20 protein-coding genes are annotated in these 20,083 nt (G+C 71.1%); 12 read left to right on the top strand and 8 right to left on the bottom strand.

Features of this window, described 5'->3' with window-relative positions; genetic code table 11:
* Positions 1–5 precede the first annotated feature (5 nt).
* On the bottom strand, positions 6–1,460 hold the full coding sequence (locus ORI60_RS01595; protein ID WP_266033104.1) for a deoxyguanosinetriphosphate triphosphohydrolase family protein: 1,455 nt from the start codon (positions 1,458–1,460) through the stop codon (positions 6–8).
* Positions 1,461–1,646: 186 nt separating this feature from the next.
* Between ORI60_RS01595 and ORI60_RS01590 the strand changes: the two genes are divergently transcribed.
* The 7 genes from ORI60_RS01590 to ORI60_RS01560 all read left to right on the top strand — a co-directional run bounded on the left by ORI60_RS01590 (position 1,647) and on the right by ORI60_RS01560 (position 9,421).
* A complete protein-coding gene (locus ORI60_RS01590) occupies positions 1,647–3,170 on the top strand; it encodes a sugar ABC transporter ATP-binding protein (protein ID WP_266033101.1) in 1,524 nt (507 codons plus the stop codon).
* Positions 3,167–4,195 carry an ABC transporter permease gene (locus ORI60_RS01585; RefSeq protein WP_266033098.1) on the top strand — a complete coding sequence of 343 codons (1,029 nt, stop codon included), beginning with the start codon at positions 3,167–3,169 and terminating at the stop codon, positions 4,193–4,195. Before ORI60_RS01590 ends, ORI60_RS01585 begins: the two co-directional genes overlap by 4 nt.
* 42 nt (positions 4,196–4,237) lie before the next feature.
* Positions 4,238–5,272, top strand: a complete 1,035-nt coding sequence (locus ORI60_RS01580) for a substrate-binding domain-containing protein (protein ID WP_266033096.1) — start codon at positions 4,238–4,240, stop codon at positions 5,270–5,272.
* A 47-nt stretch (positions 5,273–5,319) separates the two neighbouring features.
* Positions 5,320–6,456, top strand: coding sequence for a Gfo/Idh/MocA family protein (locus ORI60_RS01575; RefSeq protein WP_266033917.1), 1,137 nt, complete (start codon positions 5,320–5,322; stop codon positions 6,454–6,456).
* A 14-nt stretch (positions 6,457–6,470) separates the two neighbouring features.
* Complete coding sequence (locus tag ORI60_RS01570; protein WP_266033093.1) at positions 6,471–7,478, top strand: sugar phosphate isomerase/epimerase family protein; 1,008 nt, start codon at positions 6,471–6,473, stop codon at positions 7,476–7,478.
* A 42-nt stretch (positions 7,479–7,520) separates the two neighbouring features.
* Entirely contained in the window at positions 7,521–8,744 is a 1,224-nt protein-coding gene (locus ORI60_RS01565) for an ROK family transcriptional regulator (RefSeq protein ID WP_266033090.1), read from the top strand.
* Positions 8,745–9,145: 401 nt separating this feature from the next.
* The gene (locus tag ORI60_RS01560) at positions 9,146–9,421 is read left to right on the top strand and encodes a LuxR C-terminal-related transcriptional regulator (protein ID WP_266033088.1); all 276 of its coding nucleotides are present in this window, start codon (positions 9,146–9,148) and stop codon (positions 9,419–9,421) included.
* Positions 9,422–9,475: 54 nt separating this feature from the next.
* On the opposite strand, the gene ORI60_RS01555 is transcribed toward ORI60_RS01560, so the two are convergent.
* Together ORI60_RS01555 and ORI60_RS01550 are read right to left on the bottom strand one after the other, a co-directional pair.
* Entirely contained in the window at positions 9,476–10,216 is a 741-nt protein-coding gene (locus ORI60_RS01555; protein WP_266033087.1) for a D-Ala-D-Ala carboxypeptidase family metallohydrolase, read from the bottom strand.
* A 154-nt stretch (positions 10,217–10,370) separates the two neighbouring features.
* Positions 10,371–10,790, bottom strand: a complete 420-nt coding sequence (locus ORI60_RS01550; protein WP_266033086.1) for a MarR family winged helix-turn-helix transcriptional regulator — start codon at positions 10,788–10,790, stop codon at positions 10,371–10,373.
* A 56-nt stretch (positions 10,791–10,846) separates the two neighbouring features.
* Between ORI60_RS01550 and ORI60_RS01545 the strand changes: the two genes are divergently transcribed.
* Positions 10,847–11,545, top strand: a complete 699-nt coding sequence (locus ORI60_RS01545; protein ID WP_266033084.1) for an alpha/beta fold hydrolase — start codon at positions 10,847–10,849, stop codon at positions 11,543–11,545.
* Positions 11,546–11,549: 4 nt separating this feature from the next.
* On the opposite strand, the gene ORI60_RS01540 is transcribed toward ORI60_RS01545, so the two are convergent.
* Positions 11,550–12,113, bottom strand: coding sequence for a TetR/AcrR family transcriptional regulator (locus ORI60_RS01540; RefSeq protein WP_266033082.1), 564 nt, complete (start codon positions 12,111–12,113; stop codon positions 11,550–11,552).
* A gap of 107 nt (positions 12,114–12,220) precedes the next feature.
* Between ORI60_RS01540 and ORI60_RS01535 the strand changes: the two genes are divergently transcribed.
* Both ORI60_RS01535 and ORI60_RS01530 read left to right on the top strand, forming a co-directional pair.
* Entirely contained in the window at positions 12,221–12,655 is a 435-nt protein-coding gene (locus tag ORI60_RS01535) for a DUF6069 family protein (protein WP_266033080.1), read from the top strand.
* 133 nt (positions 12,656–12,788) lie between these two features.
* Positions 12,789–14,771, top strand: coding sequence for a protein kinase domain-containing protein (locus ORI60_RS01530; protein ID WP_266033078.1), 1,983 nt, complete (start codon positions 12,789–12,791; stop codon positions 14,769–14,771).
* 3 nt (positions 14,772–14,774) lie between these two features.
* On the opposite strand, the gene ORI60_RS01525 is transcribed toward ORI60_RS01530, so the two are convergent.
* On the bottom strand, positions 14,775–15,242 hold the full coding sequence (locus ORI60_RS01525) for a VOC family protein (protein ID WP_266033076.1): 468 nt from the start codon (positions 15,240–15,242) through the stop codon (positions 14,775–14,777).
* A 113-nt stretch (positions 15,243–15,355) separates the two neighbouring features.
* Here ORI60_RS01525 and ORI60_RS01520 point away from each other — a divergent pair, with 113 nt between their 5' ends.
* Positions 15,356–16,336: a helix-turn-helix transcriptional regulator gene (locus tag ORI60_RS01520; RefSeq protein WP_266033073.1), complete on the top strand. Its 981-nt coding sequence runs from the start codon at positions 15,356–15,358 to the stop codon at positions 16,334–16,336.
* Positions 16,337–16,340: 4 nt separating this feature from the next.
* On the opposite strand, the gene ORI60_RS01515 is transcribed toward ORI60_RS01520, so the two are convergent.
* Entirely contained in the window at positions 16,341–16,814 is a 474-nt protein-coding gene (locus ORI60_RS01515; protein WP_266033071.1) for a MarR family winged helix-turn-helix transcriptional regulator, read from the bottom strand.
* 61 nt (positions 16,815–16,875) lie between these two features.
* Here ORI60_RS01515 and ORI60_RS01510 point away from each other — a divergent pair, with 61 nt between their 5' ends.
* Positions 16,876–17,931 carry an amidohydrolase family protein gene (locus ORI60_RS01510; protein ID WP_266033069.1) on the top strand — a complete coding sequence of 352 codons (1,056 nt, stop codon included), beginning with the start codon at positions 16,876–16,878 and terminating at the stop codon, positions 17,929–17,931.
* Between the two features lie 42 nt (positions 17,932–17,973).
* Here the strand turns inward: ORI60_RS01510 and ORI60_RS01505 are convergent, their stop codons facing one another.
* Both ORI60_RS01505 and ORI60_RS01500 read right to left on the bottom strand, forming a co-directional pair.
* Complete coding sequence (locus ORI60_RS01505; RefSeq protein ID WP_266033068.1) at positions 17,974–18,645, bottom strand: AIM24 family protein; 672 nt, start codon at positions 18,643–18,645, stop codon at positions 17,974–17,976.
* Between the two features lie 7 nt (positions 18,646–18,652).
* The gene (locus ORI60_RS01500; RefSeq protein ID WP_266033066.1) at positions 18,653–20,047 is read right to left on the bottom strand and encodes a DUF2867 domain-containing protein; all 1,395 of its coding nucleotides are present in this window, start codon (positions 20,045–20,047) and stop codon (positions 18,653–18,655) included.
* Between the last annotated feature and the right edge of the window lie 36 nt (positions 20,048–20,083).

Here is a 20,083-nt window from a genome sequence, read left to right as displayed (position 1 = left end):
GCTCCTCACAGGAAGAGGTCCATGGGGGACGCGGCGGGCCGCGATCCGGACAGCTTGTAGTAGAGCGCGTAGCACTGGCCGTCGGTCAGCGTGCAGAGGTAGTCGAGGATGCAGCGGTTGGTGTTGCCACCGCTCGGCGCGTACGTGGTGATCTCGTCGCGCAGCCTGCGCGGGAGGCGTTTGAAGTCGGCGTTGGAGTTCTTCCACCGCAGGAGGTACTTGACGAGCTCGCGCAGGATTCGTTGCTGGCCGCGTTGCAGCAGGGCGATGTCCGGCCGTTTGATGACGAAGTTCTTGGTGATCTCCTTGAGCAGCTGGACCTCGTGCCACGCTTCCGCGTCCAGCGCGATGTACGGGCCGTGCTTCCAGAACACGTCGTCGCTGATCTCGACGCTGTTGATGTACTTGCCGATCAGTTTCGACCCGGCGGAACGGGCCCGTCCGACGGTCTGGACGCCGCCGTCGTTCTTCGCGGAGAACGACGCCTTGAGCTCGTCCTTGACGACCCTGACCGCCTTGGCGAACAGGTCCTCGCTGAAGTAGTCGGGGTAGTCGATGCCGAGCCGGTCGCGGAGCTTGCGGAGCAGGCCGTCGTCCTCGTCGAGGCGCAGCTCGTCGAGCACCGCGCGGACGTCGAGGATGCCGGCGAGGTAGAAGTCCTCCAGGTCGTGGATCGCGTAGGTGATGTCGTCCGCGACGTCCATGATGGACGCCTCGAGCGACTGCGTGTCGGGCAGGAACCCCTCGATGTCGTCGAGGAACTCGCGGGCCTCGTCGAAGGCGGCCTTCTCCGACCGGTACACGCTGAACTTCCGCCAGCGCCTGCGGTAGTTCGCGTCGTTGCGCAGCTTGGCGCGGTGGTCGTCCTTGAGGGTCGGGTCGCGCTGCCAGGGGTACTTGGCGATCGCGACCAGCGTGGCGCAGGTGAGGTTCAGGCCGTGGTAGTCGTTGCTGCGCGTCTCGCCGATCAGCACGGTGCGGAAGGTCTGCGCGTTGCCCTCGAACCCGTCCGGCAGCCGCAACAGGCCGCGCGCCACCTTGTCGAGCGTGATCTCGCCGATGTGGCCGAACGGCGGGTGGCCGAGGTCGTGCGCGAGCGCGGCGGCTTCGACCACGTCCGCGTCGATGCCGCCGAGCCGGACGACGAGCTCGCGCGCCGGCTTGTCGTGCAGGAGGCGTTCGGCGATGCTGCGCGCCACCTGGACGACCTTCTCGGAGTGCGTCAGCCTGTTGTGCATCAGGGCCATGTCCTCGAACGGCGTCACCACCTGCGTGACACCGCCGAGCCTGCGCCAGGCGACCGAGTAGAGGATCCGGTCGCGGTCGCGGCGGGCCTCGGAGCGCGTGTCCTGGGCGCCCCTGGCGTGCCGGGGCACGACCAGCCTGGCGTGGCGGCGCGCGTCGCCACTGGTCAGTCGTACCAGTTCGTGTTCGGGACGGTGCCCGTCGCCCTTGGTCATGGCGCATGGTGACGTGCCGTGGTCGACCGATTGTCGACCGGTTGTGGATGCCCGCGTCAAGGAAAAAGATGGCCGATATGTGCCACCCCGACCATCTTGCCGCAGGTGGGACGTCTCATTAGCGTCATTTCCGGTAAGGCCGAATTCCCTTCTGGCACAACGGTTGCCGGAGCCCCGGAGGACTCGATGACGAGCTCGCCCGCGCGTGCGAACGCGCTGCTGTCCGTGCAGGGGCTGGTGAAGCGCTTTCCCGGCGTGACCGCGCTGGGAGGTGTGGACTTCGACGTCCGCGCGGGGGAGGTCCACTGCCTGCTCGGGCAGAACGGCGCGGGCAAGTCGACGCTGATCAAGGTGCTGTCCGGCGCGCACCGCCCCGACGAGGGCGAGATCCGCTGGCGCGGCGAGGTCGTGGAGTTCGGCAACCCGACGGCCGCGATGCGCAGCGGTGTGGCCGCCATCTACCAGGAACTCGACCTCGTGGCCGGGTTGTCCGTGGCGGACAACGTGTTCCTCGGCCACGAACTGTCCACAGCGGGCTTCAGCCGGCGGGCTGAGGCGCGCCGCAGGACCCGCGCGCTGCTCGACCGCCTGGGGCACAGGGACATCTCGCCCGACCGCGACGTCGGCCGGTTGTCGGTGGCGCACCAGCAGGTCGTCAGCATGGCGCGGGCGCTGTCGCTGGACGGGCAGCTGCTGATCATGGACGAGCCGTCGGCCGTGCTGGACCCGGACGAGGTGCGGGTCCTGTTCGGTGTCATCAGGGAGCTCACCGCCCAGGGGGTGGCGGTGATCTACATCTCGCACCGGCTGGCCGAGATCAGGGAGATCGGCGACCGGGTGACCGTCCTCAAGGACGGCCGCACCGTCGCGACAGGTCTGCCCGCGCGCGAGGTGAAGACCTCGGAGCTGATCTCGCTGATGACCGGGCGGGTGCTGGACAACGTGTACCCGCAGCGGGCACCGGTCGACCCGGCCGCGCCCGAGGTGCTGGTGGTGCGCGGACTGGCCGACGGCGACCGCTTCGCCGGCGTGGACCTCACCGTCCGCGCCGGTGAGGTGGTCGGGCTCGCCGGTCTCGTGGGATCGGGGCGTTCGGAGATCCTGGAGACCGTCTACGGCGCGCGCAAGGCGGCGGAGGGCACGGTCGAGGTCGACGGCAGGCGCTTGCGACGAGGAAGCGTAGGCGCTGCCGTGCGCGCGGGGATGGGGTTGTGCCCCGAGGAGCGCAAGAGCCAGGGCTTGCTGCTGGACCAGGCCGTGTACCGCAACATCACCGTCTCGTCGATGTCGTCGTTCGCGAAGTTCGGGTTCCTGGACGACCGCGCCGAACGCGCCCGCTCCACCAAGCTCACCGAGGCGCTGGACGTCCGCCCGGCCGGCGTCGACCGCGTGGTGCGCGGCCTGTCCGGAGGCAACCAGCAGAAGGTCGTGCTCGCGCGGTGGCTGCTGCGCGAGTGCCGGGTGCTGCTGCTGGACGAACCCACCCGCGGCGTGGACGTGGGCGCGCGCAGCGAGATCTACGAGCTCGTCCGTCAGCTGGCCGACTCCGGTGTCGCCGTGGTCGTCGTGTCCAGCGACGTCGAAGAGGTGCTGGGCCTGGCCGACCGGGTCCTGGTGGTGCGCGAGGGCCGCGTGGTGCACGACGGCCCGGCCGACGAGATCGACGAGTCCCGGGTCCTCGACCTGGTCATGGAAGGACAACCAGCATGAGCGAGGACACCGCCGCCGTGCCCGCGCAGAAGCAGACGCCCCCGGTCGGGAAGGAGTCCGGCATCTCGGCGTTGCTCGGCTCCGCGGCCGGGCGCAACACCGGCCTCGTGGTCGCACTGGTCCTGTTGTGCATCGGCGGTGTGGTCACCGCTGGGGACCGGTTCGCCGACGTCGACAACCTGCTCACCATCCTGCGGCTCGCCGCGGTGATCGGCGTCGTCAGCATCGGCATGACGTTCGTGATCACCGGTGGCGGCATCGACCTGTCGGTGGGCGCGATCGTCGCGCTCTCCTCGGTGTGGGCGACGACCCTTGCCACGCAGGGGATCGCGAACGACTCGCACTGGATCGTCATGGTGTTCACCGCCTTGCTGGTGGGCGGTGCGTGCGGACTGGTCAACGGCGCGCTCATCGCCTACGGCCGGGTCGTGGCGTTCATCGCGACCCTGGCGAGCCTGGCCGCCGCCCGCGGTCTCGCGGAGATCATCTCCAACCGCAAGACGCAGATCGTGAACGTGCCGGGCTTCGCCGCGTTCTTCGACGCCTCGGTGCTCGGGATCCCGGTGCTCGTCGTGATCTTCGCGCTGGTCGCCGTCGGCGGGTGGGTGCTGCTCAACCGGACCACGTTCGGGCGGCGGACGTTCGCCGTCGGCGGCAACCCGGAGGCGGCGCGGCTGGCCGGCATCGACGTGCGGCGCCACACCGTGATGCTCTACTCGCTGCTCGGCCTGTGCTGCGGCCTCGCCGCCGTCATGCTCATCGCCCGCACCACGACCGGCAGCGCGACCCACGGCGGCCTGTACGAGCTCGACGCGATCGCCGCGGTCGTGATCGGCGGAACGCTGCTGTCGGGTGGCCGCGGCACGATCGCCGGCACCGTCTTCGGCGTCCTGATCTTCACCACGCTGTCGAACGTCTTCACCCTCAACAACCTCTCCATCTCCGCCCAGGCCGTCGCAAAGGGCGCGATCATCGTGGTCGCCGTCCTCCTCCAGCAGCGGCTCGCCCGACGCAGCGGCGCTTGAGGCCGCGACCACCACCGCCGCACTCCGAGGAGATAGAAACCCATGCAACACAAGAGAGTCGTCCGATTCGCCGCCGTGCTGACCCTCGGCGTCGCGCTCACCGCGTGCACGGGCAACACCCCCGAGCCCCAGGGCGGCGGGAACCAGGGCGGCGGTGTCAAGGTCGCCAACGACGAGCCGGGCAAGAAGGTCGTCATCGGCTTCTCGGCCCCGGCCGCCGACCACGGCTGGATGGCCGCGATCACCGACGCCGCCAAGAAGGAGGCCGGCAAGTACTCCGACGTCGAGCTGCGCGTCGTCGAGGGCACCAACGACCCCAACCTCCAGATCAGCCAGGTCGAGACGTTCATCAACGACAAGGTGGACGCGATCGTCCTGCTGCCGTTCGACGGCGCGGCGCTCACCCCGGTCGCGCTGAAGGCCATGAAGGCCGGCATCACCGTGATCAACGTCGACCGCCAGTTCGACAGCCCGTTCGCCGCGCGGTCCACCGTGCTCGGCGACAACTACGGCATGGGCGTGTCCGCCGGCACGTACGTCTGCGAGCGGCTCAAGGACAAGCCGGGCTCCGTGGTCGCGGAGATCGCCGGCATCGACTCGCTGCCGCTGACCCAGGACCGCAGCAAGGGCTTCGCGGAGGCGCTCGCGGGCTGCGGGCTGAAGGTCAGCAACCGCGTCGCCGCCGAGTTCACCGTGGAGAGCGGTGAGCGGGCCGCCGCGAACCTGCTGCAGGCCGCACCCAAGATCGACGCCCTCTGGAACCACGACGACGACCAGGGCGTCGGCGTCACCGCCGCCATCAAGAACTCCGGCCGCAGCGAGTTCTTCATGGTCGGCGGCGCGGGATCGGCGAACGTGATGCGCGAGATCAAGGCGGACAACGGCCCGCACAAGGCGACCGTGATCTACCCGTCCACCCAGGGCGCCGACGGCATCCGGCTCGCGCGGCTCGCCGTGCAGAACAAGAGCCTCGGCGACCTGGTCGAGGTGGAGATCCCCCGGCAGGTCCAGCTCTACGCCCCGGTCGTCACGAAGGACAACGTCGACCGCTACCTGCCGACCGCCTTCGAGTCCTGAGAAACCGAGAGGACCGCATTGTGACGACCCCGGAGCTGGGCATCGCGATGATCGGCCACGCCTTCATGGGAGCGGCGCACTCCCAGGCGTGGCGGGTCGCGCCGCGCTTCTTCGACCTGCCGCTGCGACCGGTGATGTCCGTGCTCTGCGGCCGCGACGCCGAGCGCACCGCGGCCGCCGCCGAACGCCTCGGCTGGGCGGAGGCCGTGACCGACTGGAAGTCCGTGCTGGACCGCGACGACGTGCACGTGGTGGACATCTGCACGCCGGGTGACACGCACGCGGAGATCGCGGTCGCCGCCCTCGACGCGGGCAAGCACGTGTTGTGCGAGAAGCCGATGGCCAACAGCGTCGCCGAGGCCGTCGCCATGGCCGAGGCCGCACACCGCGCCGCGCAGCGCGGGGTGCGGGCCATGGTCGGGTTCAGCTACCGGCGGGTGCCCGCCCTGGGCCTCGCCCGCGACCTGGTCGCCCAGGGCAGGCTGGGGCGCATCCACCACGTGCGCGCCCAGTACCTGCAGGACTGGATCGTGGACCCGGCCGCACCGCTGTCGTGGCGGCTGGACAAGGAGAAGGCGGGCTCCGGCGCGCTGGGCGACATCGGCGCGCACATCGTGGACGCCGCCCAGTTCGTCCTCGGCGACACCATCAGCGAGGTGATGGGGACGCTGGTGACGTTCGTGCCGGAGCGTCCGCTGGCGGTCAGCCACTCCGGGCTGTCCGGCACGGCGTCCGACCGGACCGGGCCGGTCACCGTGGACGACGCGGCACTGTTCCTGGCGCGCTTCGCCGGTGGCGCGCTCGGCTCGTTCGAGGCCACTCGCTTCGCCAACGGCCGCAAGAACGCGCTGCGCATCGAGATCAACGGCTCGGCGGGCAGCCTGGCGTTCGACTTCGAGGACATGAACGTGCTGCAGTTCTTCGACGGCACCGAGGACTCCGCCGTCGCGGGGTTCCGCCGGATCGTGGTGACCGAGCCGGAGCACCCGTACGTGGGTGCCTGGTGGCCCGCCGGGCACGGCCTGGGGTACGAGCACGCGTTCACCCACCAGGCCGTCGACTTCGTGCGGGCGGTGGCCGCGGGCACCGACCCCGCACCGACGTTCGACGACGGACTGCGGGTGCAGCGCGTCCTCGCCGCCGTCGAGGCGAGCGCGGAGTCCGGCACGTGGCAGCAGGTTTGAGGAGGAGACGGGAAATGGCACGTCCGATCACGCTGTTCACCGGCCAGTGGGCCGACCTGCCGTTCGAGGAGGTCTGCCGGCTGGCCTCGGGCTGGGGCTACGACGGCCTGGAGATCGCCTGCTGGGGCGACCACCTCGACCCGTGGCGGGCCGCGGAGGACGACGACTACGTCGCGGACCGGCTCGCGATCCTCGCCAAGCACGACCTGAAGGTGTGGACGATCTCCAACCACCTCACCGGCCAGGCCGTCTGCGACGACCCCATCGACGAGCGGCACCAGGGCATCCTGTCCGCCCGCAACTGGGGCGACGGGGACCCCGAGGGGGTGCGGCAGCGGGCGGCGGAGGAGATGAAGGCGACCGCGCGGGCCGCGGCCAGGCTCGGCGTCGACACCGTCGTGGGGTTCACCGGCTCGTCGATCTGGAAGACCGTCGCGATGTTCCCGCCGGCGCCCGCCTCGATGATCGACGCGGGCTACCAGGACTTCGCCGACCGCTGGAACCCGATCCTGGACGTGTTCGACGAGGTGGGCGTGCGGTTCGCGCACGAGGTCCACCCGTCCGAGATCGCCTACGACTACTGGACGACCGTCCGGGCGCTGGAGGCGATCGGGCACCGGCCCGCGTTCGGCCTCAACTGGGACCCGTCGCACTTCGTCTGGCAGGACCTCGACCCGGTCGGGTTCCTGTGGGACTTCCGCGACCGGATCTACCACGTCGACTGCAAGGACGCCCGGCGCCAGGTCGGCAACGGCCGCAACGGCCGGATGGGCTCGCACCTGGCGTGGGGGGACCCGCGGCGCGGCTGGGACTTCGTCTCGACCGGACGCGGTGACGTGCCGTGGGAGCAGTCGTTCCGGATGCTCAACACCATCGGCTACTCCGGCCCGATCAGCGTCGAGTGGGAGGACGCGGGGATGGACCGCCTCACCGGTGCCCCCGAGGCGCTGGAGTTCATCCGCCGCAACGCCTTCGACCCGCCGTCGGCCTCGTTCGACGCCGCGTTCAGCTCCGGCGGGTGACGACCGCGAAACACCTGTCCGTGCCGATGTGACAATTGTTCGATGGAGAGCACCTTGGGTGTCGAGGCGGGTTCGCCGGCCGCAGTGCTGCGCATGCTGATGGACGGCAGCCCGCGCACCCGGGCGGAGATCGTGGCCGCGACCGGCCTCGCCCGTTCCACCGTGCGCGCCAGGCTCGACCTGCTGGTGGCGGCCGGGCTGGTGACCGGCAGCGGCACGGGGGAGTCGACCGGTGGCCGTCCGGCCGGCAGGTTCGGCTTCAACCCCTCCGCCCACCTCGTGCTCGCCGCCGAGGTGGGCGCCACCCACGCCACCGTCGCCATCTCGGACCTGGCGTGCCGGCTGCTGGCCGTCGAACAGGTGGACCTCGACGTGGCCGACGGCCCCGCCGCCATACTCCCGCTCCTCGTCACGACCTGGCGCTCGCTGCTGCTGAAGGTCGACGCCGCGCAGATCGCCGGCGTCGGCATCGGCCTGCCGGGCCCGGTCGAGCACTCCACCGGCCGCCCGAACAACCCGCCGATCATGCCGGGATGGGACGGCTTCGACGTTCCGGCGGCGATCGCGGCGGAGTTCGGCGTGCCGGTCCTGGTCGACAACGAGGTCAACCTCATGGCCCTGGGCGAGCACACCGCCTCGCACCCGGACGTGCGGCACATGATCGTGGTGAAGGCGGCGACCGGCATCGGCGCGGGCCTGATCAGCAACGGCGTCCTGCACCGCGGCGCGGCGGGTGCCGCGGGCGACCTCGGCCACATCAGGGTGCCCGAGGGCGGCGAGGCGCTCTGCCGCTGCGGCAACACCGACTGCCTGGAAGCCGTCGCCGCCGGCCCCGCGCTGGCCGCGAAGCTGCGCGACCTGGGCCACCCCGCGGACTCGACGGCCGACGTGGTCGCCCTCGTCCGGGCGGGCAACCTCGAGGCGGGCCGTGTCGTGCGGCAGGCGGGCAGGGACATCGGCGAGGTGCTCGCCGGCTGCGTGAGCATGTTCAACCCGTCGCTCGTGGTCATCGGCGGCCTGCTCGCGGAGGCGGGCGAGATGCTGCTGGCGGGCGTGCGCGAGTCGATCTACCGCCGCTCGCTCCCGCTGGCCACGGAGAACCTCCGCATCGTCGCTTCGGGTGCCGGGGAGACCGCCGGTGCGCTGGGGGCTGCGGCGATGGTGGTGCGGCACGTGTTGTCGCCGGAGGTGCTGGATGTGCGGCTGGGTGAGGTCGCTGCCGGTGGTGGTGCGCCTGAGGTGCAGCTTTCTTCCAGCGCCACCTAGTTGGTGGTCTGCGTCTGGTGTCCTGGGCGGCGGTGACGCGGCATGCGCTGTCGCTGGAGGGGGCGGACGCCCGGCTGGGTGAGGTCGCTGCTGGTGGTGCTGTGTCTGAGGTGCAGCTTTCTTCCAGCGCCACTTAGTTGGTGGTCTGAGCCCAATGTCCTGGGCGGCGGTGGCGCGGCATGTGCTGTTGCTGGAGGTGTCGGACGCCCGGCTGGGTGAGGTCGCTGCCAGTGACGTAGCGCCTGGGCAGCTCTCTGCCGCCGCTACCTGATCGCGAGGTCGCCGCAGCGATCGCGCATGCCCTCGTAATGGCGGCCTTCATCCTGAAGATGCCTGCATTTTGACAGCTAAGTGCAGACTTTTGATTGACGTCCGCCAATAGTCCGGCATACAGTCGCCGTATGACTGTGACCCGCGTAACACCGGGGGTGGTCACCCACCTGACCGTGGGCCAGGAGCCCACGATGGCGACTCGGCGCCTGCTGCAGCTCATGCGCACCGGCGCGACCGACCGTGCGATCGCGCGCGAGCTGGACGTCAGCCTGCGCACCTTGAACCGGCGCATCGCGCGCCTGCAGTCGTTGCTCGGCGTCCAGTCGAGGTTCCAGCTGGGCATGCTCGCCGCCGAGCTGGAGTGGCTCGCGGTGCCTCCGCGGGCGCAGGCCTCGGGGGAGTGAACGACGGCTCCCGTGCGGGAGCCGTCGTGGGTGTGGCCGGGGAAGCTCTGCCGGTCAGGACACGCCGCAGCTCGGTGCGGACCAGAAGCGGCTGGACTTGTGGGCGACGTGCACGTGGTCGTTGTGGCCGGTGTAGCCCGGTCCGAGGATCTCGTTGAAGCCGTGGTTGCGGGCCTGCTTCGCCAGCGCGCAGAAGCCCTGGGCTCCGGCGCCCAGGTCGACGGCGTCGCCGTAGAGGTGCCGGCTTCCGGCCGCACCGCCGACGGCGTTGTTGCACGAGACGCTGCGGAAGCCGCCGTTGACGTCGATCGGCCTGTCGCCCATGGCGTGCCGCATCGCCTGCAGCTTCCACATGGACACCAGGGCGTTCGCGCGTGCGGTCGCCGCCGAGACGTTGCCGCCCGACCAGTCGGAGTTGCAGTTGTTCAGCTCGTCGTAGGAGAAGTTGACCGGCGTGCAGTCGTCGTCCTGCAACGCGTAGATCTTCGAGAACGTCGCGGACCCGGCGATGCCGTCGGCGCCGAGGCCGTAGGCCTGCTGGAACCGGGTCACTGCTGCCTTGGTGGCTGGCCCGAACTGCCCGTCGAGGCCCAGCACGCCGCCGTAACCGGGGTAGCCGGCGACCCGGATCTGCAACTGGCGCACGTCCTCGCCCGACGCACCCTCCGACAGGGTGCGTCCCCAGGTGTAGCAGGCGTCGGCGGCCGTCACCGGGTCCGCCTCCGCTGCCGCGGCGGGGGTGACCACCACGGCGGAGAGCAGGGCGAGGGCCGGTAAGAGGAAACGGAGTTTCATGACAAGCGGCACCTTTCGATCACAGGGAGGTGCAGCCTGTCGAGTCCGCGCCGGGTCTGTCAATGAGCAACCAAATGAACTTCAAGTGTGGCGAGGAGAAACCACCCGAACAGCCGTCACGACAAACGCCGGGAAAGTCCACAAAGGACTGTCTTCAGCCCTCGGTGCTTCCGAGTGTGATCTGCAGCAGGTCGCCCAGCTGGTCGAGCTGCGCGGGCGTCAGTCCGCCGAACGACGACTCGACGATGTCGTCGGCCAGGGCCTGCCCCTCGGCTCGCAGCCGGGCCCCCTCCTCGGTGAGGCGGTGGCGCACGGCCCGTCCTGGTGCCGGAATCCTCTCGATCAGCCCGCGATCGGCCATGCGCACCGCCAGTGAGCCGAAGGACTGGTCGGTCTGGAACGTCAGCACCGCCAGGTCGTGCAGTGAGGCGTCCGGCCGGCGGTGCAGGTGGCGCAGTGTGTCCCACTGGACGAGGGACAGCCCGAGCGGCGCCAGCGCCTGGGTCAGCGCGCGGTGGTGGCGGTGCTGCAGGCGCTTCACGGCGAGTGCGACATCGGCGGGACGGTGCTTCACGCCGTCCAGCTTAACGAACCTTGCTTATATAAGTATCCTTATCTAAGGTTGCTTATATGACTCGGACCTACCTGCTCCTGCACGGCGGGGGCGGCGCCCCCACGATGACCCGGTTCGCCGCGTTGCTGACCGGCCACACGCAAGCCCAGGTGCTGGCGCCGACCCATCCCGGGTTCGGCGGCACCCCCAAGCCGGACGGGCTGACCGGCGTCCGCGAGCTGGCGCGGTACTACGTCGCGATGCTGGACGAGCTGGACCTCGCGGACGTGGTGGTGGTCGGCAACTCGTTCGGCGGCTGGCTGGCCGCCGAGATCGCGCTGTGCGCGAGCCCGCGCGTCAGCGGTGCGGTGATCGTCAACGGGATCGGCGTCGTGGTCGACGGCCACCCCATGACCGACGTCAGCGGCCTGAGCGTCGCCGAGATCCGCTCGTTCTCGTTCCACGACCCCTCCAAGCTGCCCGCGCCGCCCGCGGGCGGCAACGGGCCCAGCCCGGACGTGCAGGCGCTCATCGGGTACACCGGGCCGTCCATGTCGGACCCCACGCTGATCGACCGGCTCGCCGACGTGAAGATCCCCGTCCACGTGCTGTGGGGCGAGAGTGACCGCATCGTCGATCCCGCGTACGGCAAGGCCTACGCGGCCGCGATCCCGTCGGCGACGTTCACGCTGCTTCCCCGCACCGGCCACCTGCCGCAGGTCGAGACGCCCGAGGGACTGCTCGCCGCCATGGAGTCCGTCCTGCCCGGCTCATGACGCCTCAGCCCGGCCGGTGCCCGGCCAGGAACCGGCGCACGACGGTCTCGGGATCGGCGGGTGCCTGGGTGGCCCGCTGGTCGACCCGCCGCGCGATGGCCCGCATCATCACCGGCCCGACCAGCGCGAAGAACGTGTGCCGCGGCGGCTCGACGACCAGAGCGCCTCGCCGCTGGTGGTGCAGGATCACCGCGTCCACCCGTTCCAGCAGCTTCTCCGGTTCGGTGAGGACCGAGGCCACCTCCGGGCTGAACTTCGCCTCCCTCATGAGGGTGAGCACCACGCCACCGCGCGTCTCGTAGAGCCGGGAGTAGTAGCTCACGATCTTGGTCAGGTCGGCGGCCACGTCGTCGCCCGGTGCGTCGAGGTCGAGCGCGAACCCCGCGAAGTTGCCGCGCACGGCCTGCCGCAACAGGTTCTGCTTCGAGGTGAACCGGCGGAACAGCGTCGCCTCGTTGATGCCGGCGGCGTCGGCGATCGCGCGGGTGGTCGCCCGCTCGTACCCCTGTTCGGCGATCACCGCCAGCGCCGCGTCGAACACCGTCTCGTCGGTCACCCGGCCGGCCACGCGTCCTCCTCGATGGATGCAAGTGCGCACTTGCATCAGCGTGACCGGATGGCTACCTTGAATTGCAAGTGACTGCTTGCAATTCAGCCTACCGAAGGACAGGGCTCATGGCCGACACCAGCTTCCCGGCTCGCTCGTCAGTGCTCGCGCCCAGCGCCGGGGAGGTCGTCGTCGGCCTTCTGGGAGCCGCTGTGGTCTCGATCGCGGTCAACGCCCTGATCGCCCTGGTCGCGGGCAAGTTCATCCCGGCGGGCGTGGAACGCATGGGCCTCGCGCTCGCGGAGTACGCCCCCGCCACGGTGATCGGCGTCCTGCTCGGCACCCTCGGCTGGTACCTCGTGCGCCGCTCGGCCCGCGACCCGAGGCGTGTGCTGCGCGTCCTCGTGCCGGTCGTCGTCGTGCTCTCGTGGATTCCTGACTTCGGCATCCTCGCGGGAGGCGCCTCCGTGGTGAACTCGGTCGCGCTGGTCGCGATGCACACCGTCGTCGCCGCCGCCACGGTTCCCGTGCTGGCGCGCGTTCTGCCGCTACCCGCCCGGTGACAGGGAACCCGCCGGGCTGACCACGTCCTGCGCGAACCGGCGGGCTCGCGGATTTGTAGGCTGCCTCCGGTGGAACGCGCGGCGGCCGGCGCGCGTCGACTCGAACGGACGAGACGCGCGGGACACGAGGACGATGACGCAAGAGACGTTCGGGCCGTACCGGATCGAGCAACTGCTCGGTCGGGGTGGGATGGGCGAGGTGCACCGGGCCTACGACACGGCGCACGACCGGTTCGTGGCGCTCAAGAGGCTGTCGCCCGGCTACCACGACGACGAGGACTACCGCGCCCGCTTCCGCCGCGAGGCGCAGATCGTCGCCCGGCTGCGTGAGCCGCACGTCATCCCGATCCACGCCTACGGTGAGATCGACGGCCGGCTCTACCTGGACATGCGGCTGGTGGAGGGTTCCGACCTGTCGGACGTGATCCGCGAGGGGACGGTCGAACCGGCACGGGCCGTGCGCATCGTCGAGCAGGTGGCGAGCGCCCTGGACGCCGCGCACGCCGACGGTCTCGTGCACCGCGACGTGAAGCCCTCGAACGTCCTCGTCACCTCCGGCGACTTCGTGTACCTGGTGGACTTCGGCATCGCCCGCAGCGTCTCCCCGGCCGCGACGAGCCTCACCGCGTCCGGCTCCGTGGTCGGCACCCTCGACTACATGGCCCCGGAACGCTTCGAGAGCGGCCCGGTGGACGGCCGGGCGGACGTGTACGCCCTGGCCTGCGTCCTGTTCGCCTGCCTGACGAACCGCCGCCCGTTCACCGCGGACGGCACCGCCGCCCAGATCTGGGCGCACCTCAACGAGGCACCGCCCAAGGCCTCTCCGCTGAACCCGGCGGTCCCGGCGGAGCTGGACGACGTCATCGCGAAGGGCATGGCCAAGGACCCGGCCGACCGCTACGCCACGGCGGGCGCGTTCGCACGGGCGGCGGCCGAGGTCCTGGCCGCCTCCGCCGCGTCCGCGGGACAGTTCGGGCTGCTCGGCGGCGCGCCTCCCGCACCTGGCGGTACGACACCGGCCGGGGGATTCGCCGGTCCCGCGGCCGCCGGTGCGACTCCGGCCGGGGGATTCGCCGCTCCCGCACCTGCCGGTGCGACTCCGGCCGGGGGATTCGCCGGTTCCGCGCCCGCCGGTGCGACTCCGGCCGGGGGATTCGCCGCCCCCGCATCCGCCGGTGCGACCCCGCCTGCGGGGCACGCCGCTCCTTCGACCCCTCCCGCGGGCCATCCCGCTCCGTCGACCCCGCCCGCGGGACACCCCGGCACTCCAACCCCACCGGGCGGGCACGCGGGACCCCCGGCCGGCTGGCCACGACCGGGAGCACCGGCTCCGCAGGGCCGCCCGCAGTTCCCCCAGCAGCCCACACCTCAGCCCTGGGCACCGGCCCACCACGTGGCGACCGGCCCGCAGCAGGTCGTGAACCCGGTGCCGTACCCGCCGACGCGCACCAGGTCCGTCCCCGCCAAGCGGATCGCCCTCGCCGCCGGCGCGTTCGCGGTCGTGGCGGGACTCGTGGCGACCGTGCTGATCATCGGCAACGGCGACAGGACGGTCGGGTCCGGCACCACCTCGTCCAGCACGACGACCACGACGACGACCGCCTCGAGCACGAGCGCCACGACCACCACCCGGACCCGGACGCCGCAGGACGACGCGCTGATGGCCGCCCTGCCGACCGTCTACCAGAGCGCCAAGTCCTGCGCGCCCACCGCTGCCGACAAGGACACGGTCGCCACCGTCCGCTGCACGACCGTGACCGTCGAGGACCCGTGGGCCCCGCCGCCGGCCGAGGCCGAGTTCCGGCTGTTCGCCGACCAGGCCAAGCAGAACGCGTTCTTCCTGGCGCTGGTCACGAGCCGGGGCATCCCGCGGATGGACGAGCGCGGTGGATGCCGGCCGAAGTCCGACCCCATCCACTACGCACTCTTCTACCGCGACACCTCCGGCCCGCTGCCGAACGAGTTCACCACCTGCTTCCTCGACGGCGGCACCGCCCAGGTCTGGTGGGTCGACACCAGGAACCTCACCATCGGCACGCTGAAGAAGCCGGGTGACGTCGACACCCTCGACAAGCTCGACCTGTGGTGGAACCACCAGATCCTGTCGGCGTTCTAGGACTCAGGCCTGGGCGTGATCGGCCGCGACGTCGAGGATCCACGTCACGCCGAACCGGTCGGTGAGCATGCCGAAGCCCGGCGACCACTGCGCGGGGCCGAACTCCTCGACCACCGAGGCGCCCTCGGCGAGGCCCTTCCAGAGGGTCGCGACCTCCTCGGCGGAGTCGCCGCGCACGGAGAGGAAGAACGGCTCCGTGGTGATCGTCGTGCCGTTCGCCCGGTGGGTGGTGGGCTCGCCCTGGACGAACGGGACGTTCTCGCCGGGCACGTCGTAGGCCATGACCCGGAAGCCGTTGTCGGCGACGACCTGGCCGAAGACCACGTTCTGGGCACCGGGCAGGTCGGCGGGCATGCCGAAGTCGGCGTAGGTGGCGATGGTGGCCTGCCCGCCGAACACCGAGCGGTAGAACTCCAGGGCCTCCCTGGCCTGGCCGCGGAAGTTGAGGTGGGCGACTGCGTTGAGCGACATGGTGTCCGGTCCTTCACGAGTGGTTCTCGTCGCCGGAGGTCTCCGGCGACGAGAACGACGATGTCAGCGGTAGAGGACAGGGAACGTCCGCTTCTCCTGCCAGACTGAGCACCATGCCGACGGCTTCCTCGACGACCACCTCCGCGCGACTGCTGGCGCTGCTGTCGATGCTGCAGGCCCGCCGCGACTGGCCGGGAGGCCTGCTCGCCGAGCGCCTGGCCGTCAGCGAACGGACGGTGCGCCGTGACGTCGACAGGCTGCGCGAGCTCGGTTACGTCGTGCACGCGGTCAAGGGACCCGACGGCGGTTACCGGCTCGAAGCCGGCAGCCACATGCCGCCGATGTTGTTCGACGAGGAGCAGGCGGTGGCGCTCGCCGTGGCGCTGCGGATCGCGGTGAGCGCGGGCGCCGGCATCGAGGAAGCCGCCGCACGGGCCCTGGTGACCGTGCGCCAGGTGATGCCGTCCCGGCTGCGCCGCCGCGTCGACGCGCTGGAGATCACCACGGCCGGTGCGACAGCCATTCAGGTGGACACCGAGGTGCTGCTCACCTTGAGCAGCGCCATCCGCGGCCGTGAGGAACTGAGGTTCGACTACCACCCGCCGGGCCGGCCTGACCACGCCGAGCCGCGCCCTCCGCGCCGCGTGCAGCCGCACCACCTCGTCGTCCGGAGCGGCCGCTGGTACCTCCTCGGATGGAGCGAGGAACGGCAGGACTGGCGCACCTACCGCGTGGACCGGATGACGCTCCGCGTCCCCACCGGTCCCCGTTTCACCCGGCGCGAGGTGCCCGGCGGGGACGTCGCGGCGTTCCTGTCCGCCCGGTTCAAGGGCTCCGCCGGCGCCGACGCCTGGCCCTGTCGGGGCGAGGTCGTTCTCGGCCTTCCGCTGGCCGAGGTGGCGGTGTTCGCGGGCGACGGCACCGCCGAGGAGGTGGGCCCCGCCAGGACGAGGCTGGTGGCAGGAGCCTGGTCGTGGGTTGCGCTCGCCGCGTGGCTCGCGCGCTTCGACGCCGAGATCGAGGTCGTCGGGCCACCGGAGCTGCGGGACGCCTTCGCCGAACTGGCCGGGCGCGCGGCGAGGGCGGCCGGCTGACCGGTCAGCGGGTGAGGTCGCGGTGCACCGGCGAGTCCTCGTCGAGGGCGACGAGAACCTGGTGCAGGACTCCGGCGGCGGTGTCGATCACGGATCGGTCGACGGGGCCGAGCACCCGGCTGATCACCTCGGTGACGTCCGTCCCGGCCTCGCGTGCGGCGTCGAGTCCTCGCGCGGTCAGGCGCACGATGTTGCTCCGGGCGTCGGTGCGGTTCGCCTCGCGCGTGATGTGCCCGTCGTTCTGAAGCCTGCGGAGGATGTTGCTGATACCTCCCGTGGTGAGCAGCAGCTGTGAGGACAGCTCCTGCGGGCGTGCGCCGGCGTCACCGCACGAGACCAAGGCTCCCAGCACGTCGAGTTCGCTGCGGGAGAGTCCGTGCTTCCTGAGCACCTCGGTGATGTGGCGCTCCAGCAACGTCTGCAGCCTCACGGCGTGCTGAGCGAGGGACAGCGAGGACACCTCGCGCGGTGAGGACATGCCCGGACCCTACCGGATCGCTGTCGTGATAGCTTTCGGAAAAGGTAAATCGGGAGGCGCGATGACGACGGCGATCGAGAACGTCCGGGTGTTCGACGGCTCGGTGGTGAGCGAACCCCGGCGGGTGGTGTTCGGGGAGTCGATCTTCGAGGACCAAGGCGCGGCGGCCGACACGGTCGTCGATGCGGCGGGAGGCGTGTTGTCACCGGGTCTGATCGACGCGCACGTGCACACCGTGCGCGGCCGGGCCGATCTCGAGGACCTCGCCCGCTGGGGCGTCACGACGGGGCTGGACATGGGTGCCTGGCCGCTCGAGTTCGTCGGCGAGGTGCGGCGGCAGAAGGGCGTGGCGCAGATCCTGAGCGCCACGATCCCGGCGGTCGGGCGGGGCGGGCACCACGCGCGGATGCCGGGCTTCCCGGCGGAGGGGATCGTGACAGGCCCGGACGAGGCGCGGGCGTTCGTCGAGCGGCGCGTCGCCGACGGCGCCGACTACGTCAAGATCGTCACCGAGGCCGGGCCGCCCGAGGGCATGGACCAGGCGACCGTGAACGCCCTCGTCCAGGCCGCCCACGAACACGGCCTCCTCGTCGTCGCGCACGCCGTCACGACCGGCGCGTTCCGCGTCGCCGTCGAGTCCGGTGTGGACGTCAGCACGCACGCGCCGCTCGACGCCGTCCTCGACGACGAGACCATCGCTCGGATGCGGGAGATCGGGATGGTGTCGGTGCCGACGCTGACGATGATGGAAGGCACCGCGGCACTGTTCGCCGCCGCCGGTTTCCGCTACGAGCACGCGCGCGACACGGTGACCGCGCTGCACGACGCCGGCATCCGGCTGCTGGCCGGGACGGACGCGAACTCGGCGGCCGGAGCGCCGTTCGCCCCGAAGCACGGCGAGTCGATGCACCACGAGCTCGAACTCATGGTCGCCGCCGGGCTGACCCCGGTCGAGGCGCTCGCGAGCGCGACGACGTTGCCGGCGCAGGTGTTCGGTCTCGGCGACCGCGGGGCGGCAGCGGCCGGGATGCGCGCGGACCTGCTCCTGATCGACGGCGACCTCACCGCCACGCGGAACATCGCCGGCGTCTGGATCGCCGGAGACCGGGTCCGCTGAGCGAGCGCGGCCGGGAACGTCCCGGCCGCGCTCGCCCCGGCATCACTGCGCGGTCGGGACGGGGTGGCCTTCCGAGGCCTGCACCACGACGATGCCCTGACCCGACAACGCGAGCTGGTACGCCTCCCCGGAGCCGCGGCCGATGACGGCACCGAGCTTGGCCGTCTTGCGGATCGTGGACTGCAGCGAGGTGGACCACAGGACGGCGGACTGCATGTCGACGAACGTCGGCTGGTCCACGTTCAGCACGACCGGCGTGCCGTAGGCGGTGACGGCCAGTGCGCCGGTGCCCGTGAACGTGGTGTTGAACAGGCCGCCGCTGAGCATCGACGCGCCTTCGGTGCGGTTGATGTCCCACTTGAGCGAGCTGTCGAACGCGAGCACGTTCTTGCCGTTGACCGTGACGCCCTCGTCCTCCAGGTGCAGCACGAAGATCTCGTCGGCGTCCTGGGCGAGGAAGACGTCGCCGCTGCCCGACACCTTCATCAGGGACATGCCCTCACCGGTGAAGGCCTTCTTGAACAGCTTGCCCAGACCACCGCTGCCCTCGTAGGCGAAGTCGACGTCACCCTGGTAGGCGATCATCGATCCCTGCTTGGCGAAGAAGAACCCACCGCTGCCGGTGAGGTCCACTTTGAGCATGCGTTCGTTCTGCAGTTGGAAGCTCCCGGGCTCGACGGCCCGCTCTTCGTGGTTGAACAGTGAGCTGCGCATGGGCAGATCATGCCGCAGAGGCCTTCCGGACGATCCCGCGCGCCATCGTGGCGAACACGACGTCGTGCAAAGGCTTCTGCGCCACCCAGTACAGCTGGCCGAGCAGCCCGTCGGCGGTGAACGTGATCTTCTGCCGGTAGCGCGTGCGGTCGCCCTCCCGGTCGACGCGCATGTCGAGCACCGTGCGGCCGGGCATCTTCATGTCCGCCCGCAGCACCAGCTGCTTCGCCTCGTCGTCGCGGTGCAGGACGGTCCAGAAGTCGACCACGTCGCCTTCGCCGACCTCGGGTGCCCGGCCGCGGTACAGCCCGATGCCGCCGAGCAGGTGGTCGATCGCGCCCCGGACCGTCCACACGAGAGGGATGGTGTGCCAGCCGTCCTTGCCGCCCAACCCGTTCACGGTGCGCCACACGTCCTCCGGTGACGCCTCGGTCAGCACCGTCCGTTCCTCGGTGAACACCTCGCCGCCGTCCTTCTCGGCCTGCGGGGTGGTCGCGGCGCGGATGGCATTGTCGACGCTGGTCATGCCGCCGGGCGGCGCGGGCAGCACGTCGGTGACGAGCGGGCCGTCCGCCGCGAGGTCGTGCTCCAGCGACGCGAACAGCGGTTCCGCGACCGCCGCCCGCACCGGGGTCACCAGTCCGGCGACCTGCGCGGCGAGCTTGTGCGACCACAGGGGGGCGGGCACCGGCAGCCGGACCGGGAGCCGCAGCACCCGCGCACACCGCTGCACCAGCTCCAGGTAGCTCAGGCGCTCCGGGCCGGGCACGTCGAACACGCCGCCGACCGGTTCCGGGAGGTCCGCGGCGGCCACCAGGAAGTGCACGACGTCCGCGACCGCGACCGGCCTGCTGGTGTTGTTCATCCACGACGGCACCGGCACCCACGGCGTGAGCCGCGCGGACGACCGCAACAGCTCGAAGCTCGCCGAACCGGCACCGATGATCATCGACGCCTGCAGCACGAGCGCGGGCACCGCTCCCGCGGCCAGGACGTCGCCGACCTCGGCCCGTGAGGCGAGGTGCGCGGACAGGCCGGGGGAGTCGGGGCGCGGCCCGCCGACGTAGACGATCTGCCGCACCGCCGCGTCCGCCGCGGCCCCGGCCAGCACGGCGGCGGCCCTGGCGTCGACGCCCGCGAAGTCCGGCCGGTCCAGCGAGTGCACGAGGAAGTACACGACGTCGTTGCCCGCCAGCGCTTCCCGGACCGCGTGCGGATCCGTGGCGTCACCGGTGTGCACCATCACCCTGGTGGCGAACCGCGCCGCCTGCGCGCTGTCGCGGACCAGCACGGCCACCTGGTGGCCGCGCCTGAGCAGCTCGGGCACGAGGCGCGACCCGAGGTGCCCGGTCGCGCCCATCACGAGGCACCTCGTCGGCTGCCCGTCTTCGTCGGTCGTCATCCGCATGACGTGCCCGTTTCCGGACGGCCGCAACCG

Source organism: Lentzea sp. NEAU-D7 (assembly GCF_026242055.1).
Classification (GTDB): Bacteria; Actinomycetota; Actinomycetes; order Mycobacteriales; family Pseudonocardiaceae; genus Lentzea.
The sequence above is the reverse complement of the archived record's forward strand: the minus strand, read 5'-3'. Positions and strand labels throughout refer to the sequence as shown.